At 69.2% G+C, this 23,003-nt stretch carries 11 protein-coding genes; 9 read left to right on the top strand and 2 right to left on the bottom strand.

Translation table 11 applies throughout. The features are described 5' to 3' along the window. Positions 1–101: 101 nt before the first annotated feature. Positions 102–1,949: a glutathione-regulated potassium-efflux system protein KefC gene (gene kefC, locus JOD97_RS02335; RefSeq protein ID WP_209713009.1), complete on the bottom strand. Its 1,848-nt coding sequence runs from the start codon at positions 1,947–1,949 to the stop codon at positions 102–104. 87 nt (positions 1,950–2,036) lie between these two features. Between kefC and JOD97_RS32520 the strand changes: the two genes are divergently transcribed. Then, positions 2,037–2,663 carry a PEP-CTERM sorting domain-containing protein gene (locus tag JOD97_RS32520; RefSeq protein WP_229264153.1) on the top strand — a complete coding sequence of 209 codons (627 nt, stop codon included), beginning with the start codon at positions 2,037–2,039 and terminating at the stop codon, positions 2,661–2,663. A 26-nt stretch (positions 2,664–2,689) separates the two neighbouring features. Here the strand turns inward: JOD97_RS32520 and JOD97_RS02325 are convergent, their stop codons facing one another. After that, the gene (locus JOD97_RS02325; RefSeq protein WP_209713008.1) at positions 2,690–3,613 is read right to left on the bottom strand and encodes a cyclopropane-fatty-acyl-phospholipid synthase family protein; all 924 of its coding nucleotides are present in this window, start codon (positions 3,611–3,613) and stop codon (positions 2,690–2,692) included. Between the two features lie 281 nt (positions 3,614–3,894). On the opposite strand from JOD97_RS02325, the gene JOD97_RS02320 reads away from it, so the two are divergent. The 8 genes from JOD97_RS02320 to JOD97_RS02285 all read left to right on the top strand — a co-directional run bounded on the left by JOD97_RS02320 (position 3,895) and on the right by JOD97_RS02285 (position 22,995). Further along, positions 3,895–4,206, top strand: a complete 312-nt coding sequence (locus tag JOD97_RS02320) for a hypothetical protein (protein WP_209713007.1) — start codon at positions 3,895–3,897, stop codon at positions 4,204–4,206. A gap of 54 nt (positions 4,207–4,260) precedes the next feature. Next, positions 4,261–9,393 carry a non-ribosomal peptide synthetase gene (locus tag JOD97_RS02315; protein ID WP_209713006.1) on the top strand — a complete coding sequence of 1,711 codons (5,133 nt, stop codon included), beginning with the start codon at positions 4,261–4,263 and terminating at the stop codon, positions 9,391–9,393. Between the two features lie 15 nt (positions 9,394–9,408). Beyond that, positions 9,409–14,928, top strand: a complete 5,520-nt coding sequence (locus tag JOD97_RS02310) for a type I polyketide synthase (RefSeq protein ID WP_209713005.1) — start codon at positions 9,409–9,411, stop codon at positions 14,926–14,928. A 2-nt stretch (positions 14,929–14,930) separates the two neighbouring features. Next, the gene (locus JOD97_RS02305) at positions 14,931–16,058 is read left to right on the top strand and encodes a zinc-binding dehydrogenase (RefSeq protein WP_209713004.1); all 1,128 of its coding nucleotides are present in this window, start codon (positions 14,931–14,933) and stop codon (positions 16,056–16,058) included. Between the two features lie 15 nt (positions 16,059–16,073). After that, complete coding sequence (locus JOD97_RS02300; protein ID WP_209713003.1) at positions 16,074–20,156, top strand: non-ribosomal peptide synthetase; 4,083 nt, start codon at positions 16,074–16,076, stop codon at positions 20,154–20,156. Further along, positions 20,149–21,192 carry a methyltransferase gene (locus tag JOD97_RS02295; protein ID WP_209713002.1) on the top strand — a complete coding sequence of 348 codons (1,044 nt, stop codon included), beginning with the start codon at positions 20,149–20,151 and terminating at the stop codon, positions 21,190–21,192. Before JOD97_RS02300 ends, JOD97_RS02295 begins: the two co-directional genes overlap by 8 nt. Before the next feature lie 85 nt (positions 21,193–21,277). Next, positions 21,278–22,168 (top strand): DNA-binding protein, encoded by an 891-nt coding sequence (locus JOD97_RS02290; protein WP_209713001.1) that lies wholly within the window; start codon positions 21,278–21,280, stop codon positions 22,166–22,168. Between the two features lie 98 nt (positions 22,169–22,266). Next, a complete protein-coding gene (locus JOD97_RS02285; protein ID WP_373999771.1) occupies positions 22,267–22,995 on the top strand; it encodes a cytochrome b/b6 domain-containing protein in 729 nt (242 codons plus the stop codon). Positions 22,996–23,003: the final 8 nt, after the last annotated feature.

Here is a 23,003-nt window from a genome sequence, read left to right as displayed (position 1 = left end):
GGCCTACCTGCCGGTAGGCCTTGAGAGGCGGAACGCCGTAATCGGCCATCGATGAGCCGCCGATAACGCATGCATGGCCGATTACGCTGCGCTAATCCGCCCTACGTGGTTCCGATGTCGGCGCCGGGATCGTGTCCGAATGTCGGCACTGACCCCGCTGGGGTTTCGGCGTTGGCGAAGGCGGCGGCGTCGCCGGCGATCATCTCTTCCAGCTCGAGCCGCCCCTTGCGCGCCAGCGAGAGGATCTTGTCCGGGTCCTGCTGGTGCGGATACGCTTCCATCAGCATCTTCAGGTTGTGGGTGCGGAAGATGCGGGCCGCCTGCTCGGCGCGCTCGGCGCCAAAGCCGAGCCGTTGCAGCACTTTCGCGCCCAGCTGCAGCGACGCTTCGAAGGTCTCGCGCTCGATCAGCGTCACGCCGCGGTTCAGCAGTTCGTAGTAATGCGTGACGTTGCGCGCCCGCGCCAGGATCGTCAGCGACGGGTAGCGCTCGCGCACGGCGTCGACCAGCGCCAGGCTGTCGTCGACGTTGTCGATGGCGATCACCAGCGCCACGGCCTTGCCGATGCCGGCCGCCTCCAGCAGGTCGATGCGGGTGGCGTCGCCGTAGAACACTTCGTAGCCGAATTTGCGCAGCAGCTCGATCTGGTCGGGATCGTGATCGAGCACCGTCACGCCGATGCGGTTGGCCGACAACAGCCGGCCGATGATCTGGCCGAAGCGGCCGAAGCCGGCGATGATGACCGGGTGCTCGACGGTGATCTTGTCCGCCTCGCGCTTTTTCCTGGCGCCGCGCAGCCGCGGCGCCGCCAGCCGGTCGTACAGCAGCAACAGCAGCGGCGTGGCCACCATCGACAAGGTCACCACCATCACCAGCATGGCCGAGGTGTCCGGCGCCAGCACCCGCGCTTCGACCGCGCTGCCGAACACGACGAAGGCGAATTCGCCGCCCTGCGACATCAGCAGCGCGAAAAACAGCCGTTGCCCGCGCGGGATGTCGAACCAGAACGCCATGCCGTACAGCAGGGCGCCCTTGAGCAGCAGCAGGCCGCAGGTCAGCCCCAGCACCAGCAGCGGATGGGCCAGCAGCACGCCGAAGTCGGCCGACATGCCGACCGCCATGAAGAACAGCCCGAGCAGCAGTCCCTTGAACGGCTCCAGGTCGCTGATCAGCTGGTGCCGGTATTCGGAGTCGGCCAGCAGCACGCCGGCCGTGAAGGTGCCGAGCGCCAGCGACAGCCCCACCGATTCCATCAGCAGGCAGATGCCGATCACTAGCAGCAGCGCGAACGCGGTGAACAGCTCGCGCAGCCCGGTGCGGGCCAGAAAGCGCATGATCGGGTTGACCAGGCAGCGGCCGAAGGCGATCAAGGTCAGCAGCACCGCCACCAGCTTGACCACCCGCATCCAGCCGCCGCCACTGTGCTCTGCGGCAACACCGGCCAGCAGCGGCACCAGCGCGATCATCGGGATCGCGGCGATGTCCTGGAACAGCAGGATCGAAAAGCTGGCCGAGCCGGCCGGGCTGGGCATCAGCTTGCGCTCGCCCAAGGTGGCCAGCACGATCGCGGTCGACGACAGCGACATGCCGAGCCCGGCGATCAGGGCGATTTTCCAGTCGACGCCACAGGCCATGGCCGCCGCCGTCAACACCGCGCCGACCAGCAGCACCTGGGCGCCGCCCCAGCCGAAGATGGGCCGGCGCAGCGACCACAGCTTCTTGGGCTCGAGTTCGAGGCCGATCAGGAACAGCATCAGCACGACGCCGAACTCGGAGACCGTCAGCACGTCCTCGACATTGCCGATCAGCGCCATGCCCCACGGCCCGATGAGGGCGCCGGCGGCCAGGTAGCCGAGCACCGCGCCCATGCCGGCGCGCTTGGCCAGCGGCACCAGCACCACGGCCGCCACCAGATAAAACACCATGTGCAAAAGAAAACCGTGGGCCATAGAAAATGTTTGAACCTTTTTTAGTTGTCTGGAATATACGGTGGCGCGATCACACCGGCGCCCATCATAACGACAAGGATGACATAAATGAAGAACCTGCTCCTGAAAACCCTGGCCCTGGCCGCTTTTGCCGTCAGCGCCAACGCCCACGCCGTGACCGACATCTCCGGCGATTTCCTGTCCGGCTACACCGGCAGCCGCGACGCCGCCTTCGACGTGCTGTCGGCCGATGTCAGCTACAACGCCGGCACCAACGAATTCGTGTTCCGCACCACGGCGGCCGGCGCCATCGCCGGCGTCAATGGCGCGGCCTACGTGTTCGGCCTCGACGCCGGCGGGGCGACCGTCGCGCCGTTCACGTCGGTCGGCCTGCCGGGCGCGGTATTCAACCGCACCGTGACCCTGCGCGCCAACGGCACGGCCGGCGCCGGCGCGACGCCGATCACCGAGCACATCGTCGGCGACCAGATCTTCGCCACCGTGTCGGCCTCGCTGCTGCCGTCGAACGGCCGGGATTTCAAGGATTACACGTGGACCGTGTGGTCGATCGACACCAATGTGTCCGGCCTCGGCCGGCTGGCCGATTTCGCGCCGGACGCCAACATCAAGGTGACGGCGGTGCCGGAACCGGCGACCTACGGCATGCTGCTGGGCGGATTGGGCTTGCTGGGCATGGTGGCGCGCCGCCGCGCTGGCAGCGGCGCGGGGAAATAACAGGAACTAAAACCGGCGCGCGCCGGTCAGCCCGGCGTGCGCGCGACCACGGTCGGGAACATGCCGGCGCGGTCATCGATGAAGCGGATGTCGACGAAGCCGGCCTGCTCCAGCTGCGCGCGGGTCTGGGCGTGGGTGCGGAACGCGCTCCATTTCACCTCGATGATGCGGACGAACAGCAGGAACTGCAGCGCCAGCGCCGCCGGATCGAGTTCAGCCATCTTCCACGGCGATTCCGGCGACAAGGTCGGCGGCGGCGTCAGGAAGCTGGTCACCAGCGTGCCGCCCGGGCGCAGCGCGTCGTGGAAGCGGCGGTACAAGGCCGTGACGCGGGCGTCGTCCGGCTCGTAGATATTCAGGCCGTTACTGGCCAACACATCCACCTTGTCGGTCCACCCGGCGGACCAGGCATCCTGCCGAAGCAACGTCAGGCGCCCGGCCAGGCCTTGCTGTTCGGCCAGGGCCAGCGCGCCGTCGAGCGCCGTCTGGTCCAGGTCGACGCCGACCAGCGCGACGTCCGGCGCGGCCGCGTAGTCGAGCAACAGCAACTCCCCCATCCAGCCCGAGGGCACCGACGCCAGGCGCATGCCGGGCTTGAGCAAGCCTTGCAGCTGCTGGCGAAACACGCCGAAACGCTCGCGCGTGGCCAGCACGGCCGGCAGTTGCTCGACCACGCGCCGTTCCAGCGCCGTCATGGCGCCGGCCGTGCCGTCGTCCGGCGCATAGGTGACCATCCGGTGGGTCCACTCGGCGTTGAGTCCACGGTTCGCCAGCAGGAAGCGTCCCAATTCGAACTCGTCCAAGCGTTCGAGCAGTTCCAACTGCTGCGCGACGGTGGCGCCCGGCATATCGCCGGCCAGCCGCAGGCGCTCGCGCGCCGCGCCTAGCAGTTGCTCGTGATCTTGCTGTTGTGCTTCGTGGGAAATCAAACGTTGGTCATTGGTGGGCATGGGGAAATCGCAATGTTGGAGTGCGCGTAATGTAGCAGATAGTCAAGAACCCGTCACGCACGCCATCTGCCATTCTCAGCCGTAAAGCAAGGGTTGTTGAATTGAGCAACCTCAAAGCCCACCGTGAACATATTGTTAATCTGAATCGGTTGAAGCGTACTCGGCCATAAAAACGCCGCGACTACTTTGACGAAAGTCGAGCTCTATGCTCGCAGGCGGAAGCCGGGACTCCGCGTGGGTGCTGGCGTCGATCATTGCGTTGTCTCTCTATTGGAGTACCTATGGCTACGATTCAAGATAAAGCTTCACAAATCATCGATCGCTTCACCAGCGACCAGACCCTCAAAACCCTGATCCAGGCGGAACTGAGCCGCAAGCAGGGCACCGAAGCGACCGTCAAGGCCATCGTCGGCTTGTTCGGGCTCGACGAGGCCACCCGCGACAAGTACGAGCAAAGCATCCTCAAGGTGATCGCCGGCACGCCGGTGTTCCACGTCGCCAATTACCACATCAGCAATCCGGAGGAAGCCAGCAGCGCCGCCGACACCATGAGCCATCACGTGGTGGCGGTCAAGTCCATCCTGGCGTCCTGACCCGTGCTAACCGTTGCCCACCGCGCAGGCCCCGCGACCGATACGAAAGGACACATGGACATCCTCGGCTCCCTTTCTCCCGCAGGCCGCGGTGCGGCAACGCGTTTCATCGATGACGTGGTCGCCGCCTTCGAGCGGCAAGCCGCGCGCTGTGGCGACCAGATCGCCATCCAGAGCGGGCGGCAAATCCTCTCTTATGCCGAGTTGAACCGGCGCGCCGACCATATGTGCGCCGCGCTGCTGGCGCGCGGTCTGCCGGCGCGGGCGCGGATCGCCGTCTGCTTCGAGCCGGGACCGCTGACCGCCGTCGCCGTTCTCGGCATCCTCAAGGCCGGCATGGCCTACGTGCCGCTGTCGCCGGCGGACCCGGCCGAACGGCAAGCCTACATCATCGCCGACGCCGCCGTCGCGCTGGCGATCACGCAGGCCGAATTGCGGGCCGACATGGCCGCCGTCGCCCCCGACCTCATCGTGCTCGACCTGGCCGAGGCCGCCGCGCCGCCGGCCGCCGCGCCGGCGCCACGCGCCGCCGATCCCGACAGCCTGGCCTACCTGATGTACACCTCCGGCTCGACCGGCAAGCCCAAGGGCGTGATGATCACGCGCCGCAACCTTGCCTATTACCTCGATTGGCACTGCCATCATCTGCGCCCGGAAATGGGCGACGTCGACCTGCCGCTGACGTCGTCGATGTGCTTTGCCGCCGGCGTCACGCAGTTCTACGCGCCGCTGATGCTGGGCCGGACCCAGCACGTGCTCGAGCGCGACCTGCTGCGCCAGCCGGCGCTGCTGCTGGACTGGTACCGCGCCCATCCCGGCTTCGGCCTGTATTGCGTGCCATCGGTGTGGAACGAGGTGCTCAAGTGCGCCGAGGCGCTGGCGCCGGCCGAGCGGCCCGCCGGGCCGGCCTGCGTGGTACTGTCGGGCGAGGCGGTGCACGACGTGCTGATCGAGCGCGCCGCGCGCATCTGGCCGTCGCTGCGCATCTGGAACCTGTACGGGCCGACCGAGGCCACCGCCAACGCCAGCTACGCCGAACTGCGCGCCGGCGCGCCGATCAGCATCGGCAGGGCGATCTCCGGCTCGGAGGTTTTTCTGCTCGACGAGCACCTGCGCGAGGTGGGACCGGGCCAAGCGGGCGAGATCTGCATCTGCGGCGACGGCGTGGCGCTGGGCTACGCCAACCTGCCGGAGCTGACGCGCCAGCGCTTCGTCTCCAATCCCTTGTCGCTGCTGCAAGGCCGGCCGCTGTTCCGCACCGGAGACCTGGGCCGGTACAACGCCCGGGGCGAGATGATCTACATCGGCCGGCGCGATTTCCAGGTCAAGATCCGCGGCGTGCGCATCGAGTGCGGCGAGATCGAGGCGGCGCTGGCGGACCATCCCGCCATCCGCATGGCGGTGGTGGTGTGCCGCGAGGAGGGGCTCGACAAGACCCTGGCCGCCTATCTGGTGTTCCATCCGGGCGCCGACGTGCCGGTGGACCGGGTGCGCGCGGCGCTGGCGACGCGCCTGCCGGAAGCGATGCTGCCGTCGGCCTGGGTGGTGCTGGAGGCGCTGCCGACGCTTTCCAACGGCAAGATCGACCGCGTCAGCCTGCCGCCGCCCGGCCGCGCGCGCCCGGCGCTGAGCTATCCGTGCGTGGCGCCGCGCACGGCCACCGAGCGCAAACTGCTGCGCGTATGGGAGCAGGTGCTGGGGCTCGACGGCCTGGGGATCGACGACCATTTCTTCGAACTGGGCGGCGACTCGCTGCGGGTGGCCGCCGCCATCGGCCGCATCAAGGCCGAGCTGGGCGTCGCGCTCGACTACCGCCGCTTCTTCGATCATCCAACGCCGGCCGCGCTGGCGGAGGGACTGCCGGCGCGCGCCGTCAGCGCCGTCCTGCGCGCCCCCGTGGCCCGGGTCGTGGACCTGGCGGCCGCGCGCGGCCAGTGCTCGCCCGGCCAGGAGGGTCTGTGGCTGCTGGCGCAAACCTACCCCGCGCTGGGCGCCTACAACATGCGTTTCACGCTGCGCCTGCACGGCGAGCTTGACGACGACGCGCTCAACGCCAGCCTGGCGGCCATGGTGGCCGCGCACGACGCGCTGCGCACGGTGTTCACCCAGGTTGGCGGGCGGCCGGTGGCGTCGGTGCGGGCCACGCTGGCGGTGCCGGTGGGCCGGGTCGACCTGCGCCATCTGGACGCCGCCGGCGCCGCCCGCCAGTGCGGGCCGCTGGCCGCCGAAGACGGCGCCCGGCCCTTCGACCTGGAACACGGCCCGCTGTTGCGCTTCACGCGCTTCGATTTACCGGACGATGAACACCGGCTGCAGGTGGCGGTGCACCACATCGTGTTCGACGGCCGCTCCATCGGCCTGTTCTGCCGCGAATTGATCGACCAGTACCGTTCGCGCACCGGCGGGCCGGCGCCGCGCCGCGCCATCGGTGCCGGCGCGGGCGTCGGCTATGGCGACTGGCTGCGCTGGCGCGCCACGCGCGACGACGGCCCGGGCCTGGCATTCTGGCGCCGGCATCTCGACGGCTGCCAGACCATGCTGGAAATGCCGACCGATTACCAGCGTCCGGCCGTGCGCAGCTTCCGCGGCGCGGTCAGCCGCCTGGCGGTTCCGGCTCGCCTGAGCGACGCCCTGGCGGCGTTCAACCGCCGCTACGGCGCCACCTCGTTCATGACGCTGTTCGCGGTATTTAATCTGCTGCTGTACCGCCACTCCGGCCAGCGCGACCTGTTGTTGGCTTGCCCGGCCGCCAACCGCGAGCATCCGGCGGCCGCCGGGACCATCGGCCTGTTCGCCAACACGATGGTGATGCGCACGCGGCTCGACGGCGCCGATACCTTCGCGGCGCTGCTGGCGCAGGTGCGGGCGTCGTCGCTGGCCTGCCTGGAACACCAGTCCTTCCCGTTCGAAAAGCTGGTGGAGGCGCTGCAGCCGGAACGCGGCGCCGGCCGCGCGCCGCTAGTGCAGGCGATGTTCGTGTTCCAGGAAAAGCTGTACCGTGGCGCGATCGACGATCGCCTGCATTGCGCGGTGTACGAGGACGGCAACGACGACGCCAAGTACGAGCTGACGCTGGAGGTGCAGGACCGCGAGGAGAGGCCGGAACTGCGGCTGTCCTATAACACCGACCTGTACGCGCAGGGCAGCGCCGAGCGCCTGCTGCGCCAGTACCTGCTGCTATTGGAGCAGGTGCTCGACGACGCCGGCCGCGCGCTGGGCGCCTACGATCTGGTCGGCGCCGCCGACCTGGCCTTGCTGACGCACTGGAACGCCACCTCGGACGGCGCCGCGCCGGACACCGTGATGGCGCTATTCGAGCGCCAGGCGGCCGCCACGCCGCACGCGCCGGCGCTGGCGAGCTGGGATCGCGGGCTGACCTACGCGGAACTGGAACGGCAGGCCAACCAGCTGGCCCACCATCTGGTCGCCGCCGGTGCCGGCGCCGGGCAGTGGGTGGGCGTGCACCTCGAGCCGTCCGCAGACCTGGTCGTCACGCTGCTGGCGATACTCAAGGCCGGATCGGCCTACGTGCCGCTGGACCCGAATTTCCCCTCCGAGCGGCTGGCCGACATCATCGCCGACGCCGGCCTGGCGCTGATCGCCACGCAGCGCTCGCACCTGGCGCGGTTGCCGGCCTGCCCGGTGCCGGCCGTGGTGGTCGACGGCGAACGCGAACAGATCGCCGGCCGGCCCGGCTATCCGCCCGCCAACGCCGCCACCCCGCACAGCCTGATGTACGTGATGTACACGTCGGGATCGACCGGCCGGCCGAAAGGGGTCAAGGTTCCGCACGCGGGCGTGTGCAACCAGGTGCGGTGGATGCGCACACGCTTTCCGCTGGCGCCGGCCGACAAGGTGTTGGGCCGCACCTCGATCAATTTCGACATCTCGGTGTGGGAGATCTTCCTGCCGCTGATCAGCGGCGCCCAGCTGCACCTGGGACGGCGCGAGCAGATGCTGGCGCCGGACACGCTCGGCGCGCTGGTGCGCGCGGCCGGCATCACCCAGATCCAGTTCGTGCCGTCGGCGCTGCGCGCCTTCGCCGACGCCGGGCAACTGGAACTGTGCCCGTCGCTGCGGCGCATCTTCTGCGGCGGCGAGGCGCTGTCGCTGACGCTGCACGACGACGTGCTGGCACGCTTCGACGGCGAACTGCACAACCTGTACGGGCCGACCGAGACCTCGATCTACGCCTGCCACTGGGCCTGCCGGCGCGGCGAGCGTCTGCGCTCGGTGCCGATCGGCAGGCCGGTGGCCAACGTCGTGGTCCACATCCTCGACGCCACGCTGCGGCCGGTGCCGATCGGCACGGTGGGTGAGCTGTACATCGGCGGCATCCAGGTCGCGCACGGCTACCACCGGCGCCCGGAGCTGACCGCGCGCGTGTTCCTGCCGGACCCGTGGCCCGACCCGCGCACGCCGCGCGCCACGCTGTTCAAGACCGGCGACCTGGGACGCTACTGGCACGATGGCACGATCGAATTCCTCGGCCGCGCCGACCGCCAGGTCAAGGTGCGCGGCCACCGCATCGAGCTGGCCGAGATCGAGCACCACCTGCTGCGCCATCCCGGCGTGCGCCACGCGGTCGTGCTGGCGCGCGAGGACCGGCCCGGCGACGTGCGGCTGGTCGCCTACCTGCAGGCGGCCGCTCCGGGCGGCGCCGACGCGGCCGCGCTGCGGCAGCACCTCAAACGCACGCTGCCGGCGTACATGATCCCGGCCGCCTTCGTCGAACTCGATGCGATGCCGCTGCTGCCCAACAATAAGACCGATCTGGCGGCGCTGCCCCGGCCCGAGTACCGCCAGGCGCCCGCCGCCGCCGACGCCCCGCGGCACTTCAACAGCGCCACCGAGCTGGCGCTGGCGCAGATCTGGCAGTCCTTGCTGGGCGACGAGCGTTTCGGTCCCGACGACAGCTTCTTCGACGTCGGCGGCCACTCGCTGTTGATGACGTCCATGCGCGACCTGATCGTGCAGCGTTTGCAGGTGGAGGTGGGCACGATCACGCTGTTCCAGTACCCCACCATACGCGGCCTGGCGCGCCATCTGGCCGACGGCGGCGCGCCCGGCGACGCCATGCTGGCGCGGATGGCGCAAAGGGCGGCGCGGCGCGACCAGCATGCCAGCCGCAGGCCGCCCGCCGGCGCCGCCGTTTCCGTATCAGACTCCGCAGACTCCGACCACTGAGCGAAGGTGACCAACATGACCACGACCGAACGCACCAATCCAGCCAACCATATCGCCATCATCGGCATGGCTTGCCGTCTCCCGGGCGCGGCCGACACCGAGCAATACTGGCGCAATCTGCTCGACGGCGTCGAGTCGCTGACCACCTTCACCGACGAGCAGCTGCTGGCGGCCGGCGTGGCGCCCGAGCTGGTGCGCTCGCCGCATTACGTCAGGTCGCGCGGCATCATCGACGGCGCCGACCAGTTCGACGCCGCCTTCTTCGGCTTCACCCCGCGCGAGGCCGAGCTGCTCGATCCCCAGCACCGCGTGTTCCTCGAGTGCGCGTGGCACGCGCTGGAGGACGCCGGCTACGATCCGCAGCAGGCCAAGGAGCGCATCGCCGTCTTCGGCGGCAACGGCACCAACTGGCACCTGGGCGAGACCGACCGCCATCCCGACGTCAAAAAATACTCCAGTCCGGCGGCGGTGGTCACCAGCAACGACAAGGATTACCTGACCACGCGCGTGTCGTACAAGCTCAATCTCACCGGCCCCAGTGTGAACGTGCAGAGCGCCTGTTCGACCTCGCTGGTGGCGACCATGCTGGGCATGAACAGCCTGCTGGCGCACCAGTGCGACATGGCGCTGGTGGGCGGCGTGACGGTCGAAACGCCCGAGCACAAGGGCTATCTGTACCAGGACGGCGGCATGGAGTCGCCCGACGGCCATTGCCGGCCGTTCGACGCCGCCGCCCACGGCACGGTGTTCAGCCGCGGCGCCGGCGTGCTGCTGCTCAAGCGCCTGGACGACGCCCAGCGCGACCGCGACCACGTGTACGCGGTGATCCTCGACGGCGCCGTCAACAACGACGGCAACGACAAGGTCGGCTTCACCGCGCCCAGCGTCAACGGCCAGGTCGAGGTGGCGATCGAGGCGATGGAGCGGGCCGGCGTGTCGGCGCGCACGCTGAGCTTTGTCGAGGCGCACGGCACCGCCACGGCGATGGGCGACCCGATCGAGGTGGCCTCGTTGTCGCAGGCCTTCCGCGGCTACACGGGCGAGCGGCAGTATTGCGCGCTCGGTTCCGTCAAGGGCAACATCGGCCACACCGACGTCGCCTCCGGCGCCGCGAGCCTGATCAAGGTGGCGCTTGCGCTCAAGCACCGCACCTTGCCGGCCTCGCTCAACTACGCCACGCCGAACCCGAAGATCGATTTCGGCGCCAGTCCGTTCTTCGTCAACACGGCGCGCCTGGCGCTGGCGCGCGACGCCGGCCCGCTGCGCGCGCTGATCAACTCCTTCGGCGTGGGCGGCACCAACGCCTGCGCCATCCTGCAGGAGCCGCCGGTTCGGCGGGCCTCGGCCGGGCGCCGGCCGGACAACGTGCTGTTGCTGTCGGCGCGCACGCCGGCCGCGCTGGACGCGGCCACCGGGCGCCTGCGGTCGCACCTGGAGCGCCATCCGGAGATCAACGTCCATGACGCGGCCTACACCTGCCAGGTGGGCCGGCGCCACTTCGGCCAGCGCCGCGCGCTCGCGTTCAGCGGCCGCGACGACCTGCTGGCGGCGCTGGCGCAACCGGGCCCGCAGACCGCGTGCGACGGCGCCGCGCGGCCGCTGGCGTTCGTGTTCCCCGGCCAGGGCAACCAGTTCCCCGGCATGGGGCTGGAGCTGTACCAGAGCGAGCCGGTGTTCCGCGCGGAGGTCGACCGCTGCTGCGACCTGCTGGCGCCATTGCTGAAGGTGGACCTGCGCGACATCATGTATGCGCGCGGCGACTACGCGCGCGCCGCCGCCGCGACGCTGAACCGCACCGAGTTCACCCAGCCGGCCATCTTCGTGACCAGCTACGCCATGGCCCAATGGTGGATGGAGCAGGGCATCGCGCCCGATGTGCTGATCGGCCATAGCGTGGGCGAGTACGTGGCCGCCTGCCTGGCCGGCGTGTTCTCGCTGGAGGACGCGCTGCGCGCCGTGGCCCGCCGTGGCCAGTTGATCCAGGCGCTGCCCGGCGGCGCGATGCTGGCCGTGCTGGCGCCCGAGCCGGATGTATTGGCGTTGCTGACGCCGGAGTTGTCGGTGGCCGCCGTCAACGGTCCGCAGCTGACGGTGGTGGCCGGGCCGGCGGCGGCGCTGGCGCAACTGGAGGCGCGGCTGGCGGCGGACAAGGTCTACGCCAAACGGCTCGACACCTCGCACGCCTTCCACTCGTCGATGATGGACGCGGCCTTGCCGGCCTTCGCCGAAACCGTCGCCGGGCTGACGCTGCGCGCGCCCACGCTGCCGATTATCTCGACGGTGACCGGCGTGGCGCTGACGGCGGAAGAGGCCACCGACCCGGATTACTGGGTGCGCCACGTGCGGCGCACGGTGCGCTTCGCCGACGCGCTGCGCACCCGCATCGACGGCGGCGTGCCGACCATCTTCCTCGAATGCGGCCCCGGACAATCGCTGCTGTCGGCGATCAAGCCGTGCCTGACGCCCAACGACGGCCACGCGGCGCTGCGCTCGATGCGCGCCGCCAACGAGAACGGCTCCGACCGCGCGTATCTGAACAACGCCGTCGGCACGCTGTGGACCCTGGGCCGCGCCGTCTCCTGGGCGACCTGGTACGGCGACGCCGAGCCGGCGCGGGTGCCACTGCCCGGCTATCCGTTCGAGCGCCAGCGCTACGCCCTCGACCTGTCCAGGAACCGCGAGCCGGCGGCGGCGATCGACGACGGCAAGCAGGCCGACGTCGGCCGCTGGTTCTCGGTGCCGTCGTGGCGGCGCACGCTGGCGCCGGCTTTGCTGGCGTCGTCCGCATCGGAGGCGCCCGGCAACTGGCTGCTGTTCGACGACCAGGCCGGGCTGGCCGAGGCCATCGCCGCCACGCTCGAGCAGGCCGGCGAGACGGTGGTCATGGTGCGCCAGGGCGCCGAGTTCCAGCGCGCCGACGCCCGCCACTTCACCGTGCGGGCGCAGTCGCCCGACGATTACACGCGGCTGATCGGCGCGCTCAAGGCCGACGCCATGACGCCCGGGCGCATCCTGCATTTGTGGAACGTGGGTGCCGACAGCCGGGCCGACGCCTGGTCCGAGCCGGCCGACGCCACCGCGCTGGCGTTTTACAGCCCGCTGTACTTGCAGCAGGCCTGCGCCAGCCATGCGATCCTGGGCGGCCTGCACCTGATCGTGGCCGCCAACGGCGTGTTCGACATCGCCGGCGAGGCGGTCAGCCACCCGCTCAAGGCGCTGGCGATCGGCCCGTGCCGCGTGGTCGGCAAGGAGCTGCCGGCGGTGCGCGCGCGCTTCGTCGACCTGCGTCTGCCCACGTCGGCCGGCGAGGTGCCGGCGCTGGCGGCGCAGCTGATCGCCGAGGCGCGGCTGGCCAACGACGATACGCTGGTCGCCTTCCGGGGCGCGCATCGCTGGACGGAGGCCTTCGACCCGCTGCCGCTGCCGCCCGCCGCCGATGGCTTGCGCACGCGGCTGCGCGAGGGCGGCGTGTATCTCATCACCGGTGGCGTCAGCGGCCTGGGGCTGTTTTTCGCCGGCGAGATCTTCCGCGGGGCCGAACGCGTCACGCTGGTGCTGACGGGACGCGGCGCGTTGCCGGAGCGGGCCGACTGGGACGACTGGCTTGAGCGCCATGCCGATGACGACCCGACCTCGGTCAAGCTGCGCGGGCTGGCGGCGCTGGAGCGCCAGGGCGCGAATCTGGTATTGGCCGGCTGCGACTGCGCCGACGCCGACGCCATGGCGGCGCTGGTGGATAAGGTCGAAGACCGCTATGGCGCCATCCACGGCGTGATCCACTCGGCCGGCATCGCCGGCGGCGGCGTCATCTCGCTCAAGACCGGGGAGATGGCCGCGCCGGTGCTGCGCGCCAAGGTCGAGGGCACGCTGGTGCTGGACCGCCTGTTCGCCCGGCGTCCGCTCGACTTCATGCTGCTGTTCTCGTCGATCACCTCGGTGCTGGGCGAGGCCGGACGGGTAGACTACTGCGCCGCCAACAACTTCATGGACGCGCTGGCGCACTACCGCAACCAGCGCCAGCCCGGCAGGATCACCGCCGTCAACTGGGGCGCCTGGACCGGCTTCGGCATGGCTGCGCGCTGGAGCGACGGCAAGGCGGCGCGGTCGCCCAAGCGCGTGGCGGCGCGCCAACCGGGCGGCTCCTGGCTGCAATTGGCCGCGCAGCAGGACGGCCAGCAGGTGTACGACGTGCTGCTCGACCCCGAGCAGGACTGGGTGATTAACCAGCACAAGGTGTTCGGCATGCCGACGCTGGTGGGAACCGGCTTCCTGGAGCTGCTCTACCGCTATGCACGGGAACAGGGCGACGCCGACGGGCCGGTGCTGGAGAACCTGTACTTCATGGCGCCGTTGGCCTTCGAGCCGGGCGCGCCGCGCCGGGTGCGCCTGCTGCTGGCGCCGCGCAATGACGCCCTGGCCTTCGTCTTCAAAAGCCAGGCCGGCGCCGAGGACGGCCCGTGGCAGGACCACTTCATGGGCGAGATCCGGCTGGGCGGCGCCGTCGGCAACGGCGCGGAGGCGGTCCAACTATCGCAGCTGCGGCAGCGCTGCGCCGACGAGGTCGACCAGCGCGGCTGGGCGCGATCCATCGAGCGCGCCGACGGCACGCCGGCGCTGACCTTGGGCGAGCGCTGGGACGCGCTGCGCGAGACCCATGTCGGCCCCGACGAATGGCTGGCGTCGTTGAGCGTGCCGGCGCGCTACGCCGACGAGGTGGACGCGCATCCGTTCCACCCGGCGCTGGCCGACGTCGCGCTGGCGGGGGCGGTGCACCGGCTGACCGACCAGCTATACCTGCCGATGGCCTACAAGCGCGTCAGCCTGTATCGCCCGCTGCCAGCGAAGGTGTGGAGCCACATCCGCCTGCACGACGCCTACCAGCCGGGCGACGCCACGCTGACGCTGGACGTGGCGCTGTACGACGGCGACGGTCAATTACTGGCGCAGCTGGAGCGCTACACGCTGAAGAACGCATCGGCTGCGGCGCCGGCCGGCGCGTCACGCCCGGCGGCGCTTACACCGGCGCCCGCGCCGGCGGCCGACAGCAAGGACATCCTGCCGCAGGAAGGGCGCGACGCGCTCGAGCGCATACTGGCCGCGCGCCATCTGCCGCAGGTGATCGTTTGCAGCAGCAACCTGGAGGCGCTGATCGAGGAGGGCAAGCCGGTCGCCGGCGGCGCCAAGGCCGAGGCGGAGCGGCAGGACGCCCCCGCCACCCACGCGCGGCCGCCGTTGTCGACGCCCTACGTGGCCGCGACCAATGACATCGAGCAGGCGGTCTGCGAGATATGGAGCGGAGTGCTGGGCATAGGACCGATAGGCGTGAACGACAACTTCAACGAATTGGGCGGCAATTCGCTGCTGGCCGTGCAGACGGTGGCCCACACCGCGCAGTCCTTCCAGATCGACCTGCCGATCGCCGTCTTCTATCAAAATCCGACGGTGCGCGGCTTGGCCGACGCCATCGTCGCGGCGCTGCTGTCGCTGACCGACGAGGGTACGCTGGAAGGCCTGCTCGCGGGGCTGGAGGCGTGAGCGTGGGGTCGCCACCGGGACCGCTCGCCAGCTTGTCGCCGGAACAGCGCGCGCTGCTCGCCAACCGGCTGGCGCGCGCCCGCGCGCCGGTCGCCGAAGCGGGCGGGCCGCCGCCGGGCGCCAACTTCCACTGCGCGCTGGCGGCGCCTGGCAATTTTGCCGGCATCCGCTTCGTGCCCTGGGCCGGCACGGCGCCGGGACCGGGCCAGATCCAGATCCGGGTGCGGGCATTGAGCCTTAATTTTCGCGACCTGATGATCGCCATGGGCAGCTATCCGCCGACGCCGGGCGTACCGTCGGTGATGGGCTCGGACTACGCCGGCGAGGTGGCCGCCGTCGGCGAGGGCGTCACCGGGTTCGCGCCCGGCGACCGCGTCATGGCGCTGTCGGCCGGCCACTTCGACCGCGACGGCCGCATCGTCGACGGCATGCACCTGGCGTCGCTGCAAAACGTCTCGGCGCTGCAGGCGGCGCCCATTCCCTCCAATCTTAGCTTCGAGGCGGCGGCCGGCGTACCGACGGTGTTCCTGACCAGCTACCACGCGCTGCACGAGGTGGCGCGGCTGCAGGCGGGCGAGCGGGTGCTGATCCACTCGGCCACCGGCGGCGTCGGCATGGCGGCGATCCAGGTCGCGCGCTGGCTGGGCGCGCGCATCCTCGCCACCGCCGGCAGCGAGGAAAAACGCCGCCGGCTGGAGGCGATGGGGATCGAGGCGCCGATGGATTCGCGCTCGCTGGCGTTCGCCGGCCAGATCGCCGAGCGTACCGGCGGCGAGGGCGTGGACGTGGTCCTCAACACGCTGCCCGGCGCCGCGCTGGCGGCGGGACTCGATTGCCTGGGCTGGTTCGGCCGCTTCCTGCAGATCGAGAAGCAGGCCGTGTTCAACGACGCGCCGATGCCGCTGGCACCGTTCAAGAAGGGCCTGACCTTTGCCGCCATCGACCTGGCGTTGTTCGTGGCGCGGCCGCGCCGCCTGAACCAACTGCTGCGGGAGATCGCCGGACACCTGGACCGGGGTGACTTTTCGCCGGTCGAGTGGCGGGCCTGGCCGGTGGCCGAGCTGGGACAGGCGCTGACGGCGATGTCGCGCGGCACCCACATGGGCAAGCTGGTGCTGCGTTATGACTAACCGGGAAGCCAAACGATGAGCACAGAACTCGAACAACGGCTGGCGCGCCTGTCGAGCGATCAGATCAAAACGCTGGTGCGGCGGCTGGAGCGGCCCGGCACCAAGCCCAAGGCGCCGGCGACGATGCCACGCAACGTCAACGGCGAGTATCCGCTATCGAGCGCGCAGGAACGGATGTGGTTTCTGTGCCAGCTCAATCCGGAATCGCGCGCCGCCAACAACCCCGGCGCGATGCGGGTGCGCTGCCGGCGCCCGCTGGACCGCGACCGGATGTTTGGCGGCGTCGAGGAGGTCGCGCGCCGCCACGACATCCTGCGCACGACGTTCCACGACATCGGCGGGCGGCCTTTTCAACGCGTCCACGCCGAGCTGACACCGCGCCGCGCGTGGCAGGACCTGCGCGCGCTGGCGCCGGCGGAGCGCGAGGCCGCAGCGCTGCGCATCGCCGCCGAGGAGGGCCGCCAGGCCTTCGATCTGCAAAACGGACCGTTGCTTGCCTTGCGCATCCTGCAACTGGACGATCTTGAATACATGCTGCTGGTGACGACGCACCATATCGTCTCCGACGGCTGGTCGAACGCCTTGTTCGCGCGCGAGCTGTCGGCCATCTACGACGCGCTCGAGCAGGGCGGCGCCATGCCGGCGTTGCCGCCATTCCAGTACATCGACCACGTGCAGTGGGAGCAGGACTGGCTGCGCGGCCCGTCCTACGCTGGGCAACTGGCCTACTGGCGGGAGCGGCTGCTGCCGGAAGCGCCGCCGCTAGCGCTGCCGACCGACCGTCCGCGCGGAACGGCGCCAAGGCACGAAGGCGCGCTGCACTCGGTCACGCTGCCGGATGGCTTGAGCGAGGCGTTGCGGCGCTTCGCCCGGCAGCAGCGGCTTGGCCTGTTCCATGTGCTGATGGGTGCCTGGCTGCTGCTGTTGTACCGCTACACGGGCCAGGACGATCTGGTCATCGGCACCTCTACGGCCAACCGCGACCGCGCCGAGACGCAGGGCGTCATGGGATTGTTTATCAACACACTGGCGATCCGCGTGCGGGCCGACGGCGACGACAGCGTCCGGGCGTTCCTGGGCCAGGTCCAGGCCACCACGCTGGCGGCGTTGCGGCACCAGGAGCTGCCGTTCGAGAAGCTGATCGGCGAGCTGCGGCCGCAGCGCAACCTGCAGGCACACCCGCTGTTCCAGGTCATGTATGTGCACCAGAACGTGCCGTCGCTGTACGAGGTGCCGGGCATGACGCTCGAATTGCTGAAGATCGATTACCAGACCACCAAATTCGACCTCAATCTGTGGAGTGAGGAGGTCAACGGCCAACTGGTGTTCACGCTGTATTACGCCAGCGCGCTGTTCGACGCCGCCACCATCGCGCGCATGCTGGGGCACTACCGCACCACGCTGGAGAACATGGTTGCCGCGCCGGATGCGGCCATCGGCCGGCTGCGCTATTTTGACGACGAGGTCCGCCACGCGCCGCAGTGCGCGCCGCCGCGCGACAGCGTGCACCGACGCTTCGAGGCGCGGACGCTGCTCGACGCCGGCCGCGTAGCCGTCGAAGGCGGCGACGAGCGCCTGACCTATGCGGAGTTGAACGCCAGGGCCAATCGTCTGGCGCGCCATCTGCGCGCGCTGGGCGCGGCGCCGGATCGGCCGGTGGCGCTGTTGCTGGAACGCGGCCCGAACGCGGTGGTGTCCATGCTGGCCGTCATGAAGGCCGGCGCCGGCTATCTGGCGCTCGATCATGATTATCCAGCCAGGAAGCTGGCCGCCGTGCTGGCGGACGCCGGCGCCACCATCCTGGTCACCGAATCACGGCAGCGCGACCTGGTGGACGCCCTGGAGCTAACGCCGCGGGCCGTGTACCTCGACCAGGCGGACGCGGAACTGTCCCGCCACGCCGCCGACAATCTCGACGTACAGGTCCCGGCCGACAGCCTGGCCTATCTGATGTATACCTCCGGCACCAGCGGCGCGCCGAAGGGCGTGGCTGTCGAGCACCGCCATCTGCTCAGCTACTGCGACGCCGTCTGGCCCCAAATGGGACTGGCGGCGGGCGACCGCTGCGCGACGGTGTCGTCGTTCGCGGCCGATCTGGGCAACACGATGATCTTCCCGGCCTTGCTCAACGGCGCCAGCGTGGTCGTGGTGGACGCCGCGCTGGCCACCGACGCGGTTGGACTGGCGGCCTTTTTCGCCGCCACGCCGGTGCAGGCGTTGAAGATCGTGCCATCGCATCTGCTTGCGCTGCTGTCGGCCAGGGACGCCGCGCACGTGCTGCCGCAACGCTGCCTGGTGCTGGGCGGAGAGGCGTGCCCCGTCGAGCTGGTGGAGCAGGTGCGCGCGCTGGCGCCGGATTGCGCGCTGCTGGGCCACTACGGCCCCACCGAAACGACGATCGGCGTGATGACCTACCCGGTGCCGCCCATGTCCGCCCTGGCCGGACGCCAGCTGCCGCTGGGCTTTCCGCTGGCCGGCACGCGTATTTATTTGCTGGACGCGGCGCTGGAGCCGGTGGCGACCGGGGTCGAAGGCGAGATCTACATCGGCGGCAACAACGTCGCGCGCGGCTATTGGAATCGGCCGGAGCTGACGGCGCAGCGCTTCATCCCCAATCCCTTCGTGCCCGGCGACCGGTTGTACCGCAGCGGCGATATCGGCAAGTACCGCGCCGATGGCACGCTCGAATTCATCGGCCGGCGCGACGGCCAGATCAAGCTGCGCGGCTTCCGCATCGAGCCGGGCGAGATCGAGGCGGCGCTGACCGCACATCCGGCCGTGGCCCAGGCGGTGGCGCGGGCGCCGGTGGCGGACGACGCGAGCGGCCAACTGGCGGCTTTTGTCCACCTCCGTGCCGGAACCGAGGCGACGCCGGCCGACATCAAAACCTTTGTCGCCCAACGCCTGCCGCCGCAGATGGTACCCGCCACCATCGTGGTGCTGGACCAGATACCGCTGACGGCAAACGGCAAAATCGACTACGCGCGCTTAATGGCGCCGTCGCCTTCATCGCGGACGGTGGCGGCGCGCCCGCCACGCGACGACTGCGAAGCGGCGCTGTTGCGGATCTGGCGCGAGCTGACCGGCGTCGAGGCCATCGGCGTGCAGGACAACTTCTTCGACGTGGGCGGCCACTCGCTGCTTGCGGTGCAGTTGATGGCCAGGGTCTATGACGCCTGGGGCGTGCGGCTGCCGCTGGCCAACCTGTTCACGCATGGCAGCGTGGAGCAGATGGCGGCGCTGCTGCGCGCGAGCGGCGCACCGATTGCGCAAACGCCGCTGGTGACGATCCAGCCGCTGGGGACCCGCACGCCGCTGCTGCTGTGCCACCCGGCCGGCGGCGACGTGTTGTGCTACATGCCGCTGTCACGCGCGCTGGGGTCGGACTTCCCCCTCATCGCCGCGCAAGCGACGACGGCGCGGGGTGAGGCCTCGATCGCCGGGCTGGCGCGCGTCTACGCCGACGCCGCGTTCACGGCATTCGGCTCCGGCGCGCCGGTGCTTGGAGGCTGGTCGATGGGCGCGTTGGTGGCGTTTGAGATGGCGCAGATTTACCGGCGCGAGCGCGGCATCGCGCCCACCGTCATCATCCTCGATCAGCCGGCACCGGGACAGCACAGCGAACAAGCGATGGACGACATCCAGCGCCTGCTGCTGTTCGCGCAAAAGGCGGCGATGTTCGCGGGGCGGGATTTCGAGCTGTCGGAAGCCACGCTGCGCGACGCCGACGACCAGCAGCGCACCACACAGTTTTTCTCGCTGTTCAAAGCCCATCAACTGATCCCCGAGGGGACGGATGTGCGGCAGTTTCGCGGCTACCTCGACACCATGCTGCTACATAACCGCATCGCGCTGGATTACCGGCCACAGGTCTACGCGGGCAAGGTGTTGCTGCTGCGAGCGCAGTACGCGATGCCGGTCGGCGCGAAGAAATCGCGCGCCGCCGATCTCGGTTGGCAGCAATACGCGGCACAGCCGGTGGAGGTGGTCGCCGTGCCGGGCGACCACGTCACCATGATGCGGCCGCCGCATGTGAACGTACTGGCCGCAAGCCTGGCCGCCTACCTGCCACAGAATGGAGACCGCACGCATGGATAAGCATAACCCCGACGACGAGCGCGCCGCCATTCCGTCGCCCGAGGCGGCCATGATGAAGGCGCTGGGGTCGATGATCTTCCCGCTGGCCGTCAAGGCCGCCCTGGCGCTGGAGATGCTACCGATACTGGAGGAGGGCAAGCACGCCGGCACGCCGGCGTTGGCCACCCGCCTCGGCGTCGACGCGGGCGCGCTGGGGCGGCTGCTTACGTCGCTGGCGGCGCTGGGCGTGCTGCGCCGGGAAGGCGAGCGCTACCGCGTCACGCCGTTCGGCGCCACGCTGTTGCCGGGGCCTCGGTCGATGCTGCCGTTGGCGCGCTACCTGCTCGACGACAGCGTGCTGTTGCCGCTGGCAAAGCTCAGCACCTGTGTCCAATCGGGCCAACCGACGCTGCCCCAGAACCCACGCACGGGCTGGTACAACCAGTATCCGGAACGCGCGCGCTTGATGGACGGCGCGATGGCCGTGTACTCCGGACTGGGTCTGCCGGCGCTGCTGGAGGCGTATGATTTTTCGTCCTATGCCACGTTGATCGATGTCGGCGGCGGCATCGGCCACGTGCTAGCGGGCATATTGGCGCGCTACCCGAACGCCAGCGGCACGCTGTACGACATGCAGGCGACGACGGAGCGCGCGGTGCGCTACCTGGCCGAGCACGGCTTGCAAGGCCGCTACGCCGTGGCGGCCGGCGACATGTTGAAAACGGTGCCTGCGGGGGCCGGGTTGTACATCCTCAGCAAGGTGCTGAACAATTGGGACGACGAACATTGCGTACGCATCCTGCGCAACATCCGGGTGGCGATGGAAGAGGATGCCCGGCTGATCGTCATCGAGGGCGTCATCGCCGATGCCGATTATGCGGCGGAGGACGCGTTCCGCGACTTGCTGCTGCTGGCCTGCAGCCACGGTGGACGGTTGCGGACGGTGGAGGAGTTGCGCGGGCTCGGCGGAGAGGCCGGGTTGACGATGTTGCGCGTGATCCCGACTTCCACCGCGTTTTCCGTACTCGAATTCAAGCCGGGGACCCGTCCAAGGTAAAAACCCGCCGCAACATGTTTTACTTCGGCAGGAAATAGTACATAATTACGTGGTATGTAATAGTATGAAATCCATCGGAGGAAGCATGGCGAGAACCGGATTGTTTAAATCGGACGTAAAAAAGGCGCGCGACAGCCTTGTTGCGCAGTCACTTTACCCTTCCGTGGACGCTGTGCGCGTGGCGCTGGGCAATACAGGGTCCAAGACCACCATCCATAAGTATCTCCGGGAGCTGGAGGAAGAGGAGGGTAGCGGCGCCAGCGACAAGTCATCCATCAGCGCGGCGCTGCAGGATTTGGTGGAACGTCTGGCGGCACGACTGGTGGAAGAAGCCGACGCCCGCGTCGAGCAGGCCGCGCTGGAGTTCAGCCGCAAGGAGCAGGCCCATCTGCAAGCGCATCAGCAAATCGAAGCTCACTTGCGCGCCGCGCGGGAATCGGCCGAGACGCTGGAGCAGCGCTTGCGGGCCGAAATCGCCGACCACGCCAAGACCCGTGAGGCCCTCCAGACCGAAACCGGGGCGCGCCGCGCGGCCACACAGCAGAATGAGCAGATGAAGGCCGAGTTGCGTCAGCGGCAACTGGCGTTGAGGGAGAAGCAAAACGAAGTCGCCAAACTCAACCAGGAGGCAGCGCGGTTGGGGCTGGAACAGTCGCACACCAAGCAGTCGCTTTACGAGCAACTGACCAAGGTGCGCGAGCTGGAGCACAAGGTCGAGCAGCTTCAGTCCGCGCAGCGCCATACCGGCGATCTCGAGCGCCAGCTTGTCGCCAGAATCGCGCAAGCCGAGCTGCTAGGTGAACAGTTGAAGGCCGCCGAGGCGCAACTCGAACCGGCCAAGGCGAGGTCGCGTGAATTCGAGCTGTTGCTGGCGCAAGCCAACGCGAAGATCCAGGCGCAAGAGCAGATCGGCGAACAGTTGCAGGCTTATCTCGACAAGATGACGGCCGGTTCGTCGGCCAAACGAACACGATAGCCATCGAGCATTTCTGCCGGCCCGACTGCCGTGCTCAGAATTCCTTAATGTGGGGCGGCGACTATGCACCCATGCCAATCCACACACAGGAGCTCCAAATGAACCACATGCACGCCCGCCCAGCGGAGGGCAAGCCCCCCGGTTGCGCGCCATCCCGGATTCGGGTCTGGGATCTGCCCGTCCGACTTTTTCATTGGCTTATGGCCTTCTGCTTTGCCGGCGCCTACCTGACGGCGGAGATGGACGCGTGGCGCCAGGTCCACGTCACGCTCGGCTACACGATGGCGGCGCTGGTCTGCTTCCGCATCGTATGGGGGTTTGCCGGCACCGATTACGCCAGGTTTTCCAGCTTCGTACGGGGACCGCGGGCGACGCTAAGCTATCTGCGGTCGATGTTCAGTGGACGTCCCCAACATTTCACCGGACATAATCCGGCCGGTGCCGTCGCGATCGTGCTGATGTTGGCGATCGCCATCGCCTTGGCCGGTTCCGGCTGGTTGTTATACACCGAGCGGACCGGCCAATGGATGGAGGACGTCCATGAACTGATCGCCAACCTGATGCTGGTCGTGGTGCTGATCCACATTGGCGGCGTGCTTGCCGCCAGCCTGATGCACCGCGAGAATCTGGCCAAGGCGATGATCACGGGCCGCAAACAGGCGGCGTCCGGTGCCCCGCAACAGGGCCTGCGCGCCGGCACCGCGCTGGTGCTGTTGCTGGCGGTCCTGGCGTTCTGGTGGTGGCAAGGGTCGAGCGCGCAGACGCCGGCACTTGGCGCCACGCCCGCTGCCGCGCCGCACGACGGCCACGGCGGCGATGACGACTAAGCTTGCAT

This window comes from Duganella sp. 1411 (assembly GCF_017833525.1).
GTDB lineage: Bacteria > Pseudomonadota > Gammaproteobacteria > Burkholderiales > Burkholderiaceae_D > Rugamonas.
This window is presented reverse-complemented; position numbering and strand designations above follow the sequence as displayed.

What these genes read in the sequence shown, in the direction of transcription:
- JOD97_RS02290 (WP_209713001.1), top strand. Translation starts at nt 21,278, where the DNA reads ATGGCGAGAACCGGATTGTTTAAATCGGACGTAAAAAAGGCGCGCGAC.
- JOD97_RS02300 (WP_209713003.1), top strand. Translation starts at nt 16,074, where the DNA reads ATGAGCACAGAACTCGAACAACGGCTGGCGCGCCTGTCGAGCGATCAG.
- JOD97_RS02315 (WP_209713006.1), top strand. Translation starts at nt 4,261, where the DNA reads ATGGACATCCTCGGCTCCCTTTCTCCCGCAGGCCGCGGTGCGGCAACG.
- JOD97_RS02310 (WP_209713005.1), top strand. Translation starts at nt 9,409, where the DNA reads ATGACCACGACCGAACGCACCAATCCAGCCAACCATATCGCCATCATC.
- JOD97_RS02285 (WP_373999771.1), top strand. Translation starts at nt 22,267, where the DNA reads ATGAACCACATGCACGCCCGCCCAGCGGAGGGCAAGCCCCCCGGTTGC.
- JOD97_RS02325 (WP_209713008.1), bottom strand. Translation starts at nt 3,613, where the DNA reads ATGCCCACCAATGACCAACGTTTGATTTCCCACGAAGCACAACAGCAA.
- kefC (WP_209713009.1), bottom strand. Translation starts at nt 1,949, where the DNA reads ATGGCCCACGGTTTTCTTTTGCACATGGTGTTTTATCTGGTGGCGGCC.
- JOD97_RS32520 (WP_229264153.1), top strand. Translation starts at nt 2,037, where the DNA reads ATGAAGAACCTGCTCCTGAAAACCCTGGCCCTGGCCGCTTTTGCCGTC.
- JOD97_RS02320 (WP_209713007.1), top strand. Translation starts at nt 3,895, where the DNA reads ATGGCTACGATTCAAGATAAAGCTTCACAAATCATCGATCGCTTCACC.
- JOD97_RS02295 (WP_209713002.1), top strand. Translation starts at nt 20,149, where the DNA reads ATGGATAAGCATAACCCCGACGACGAGCGCGCCGCCATTCCGTCGCCC.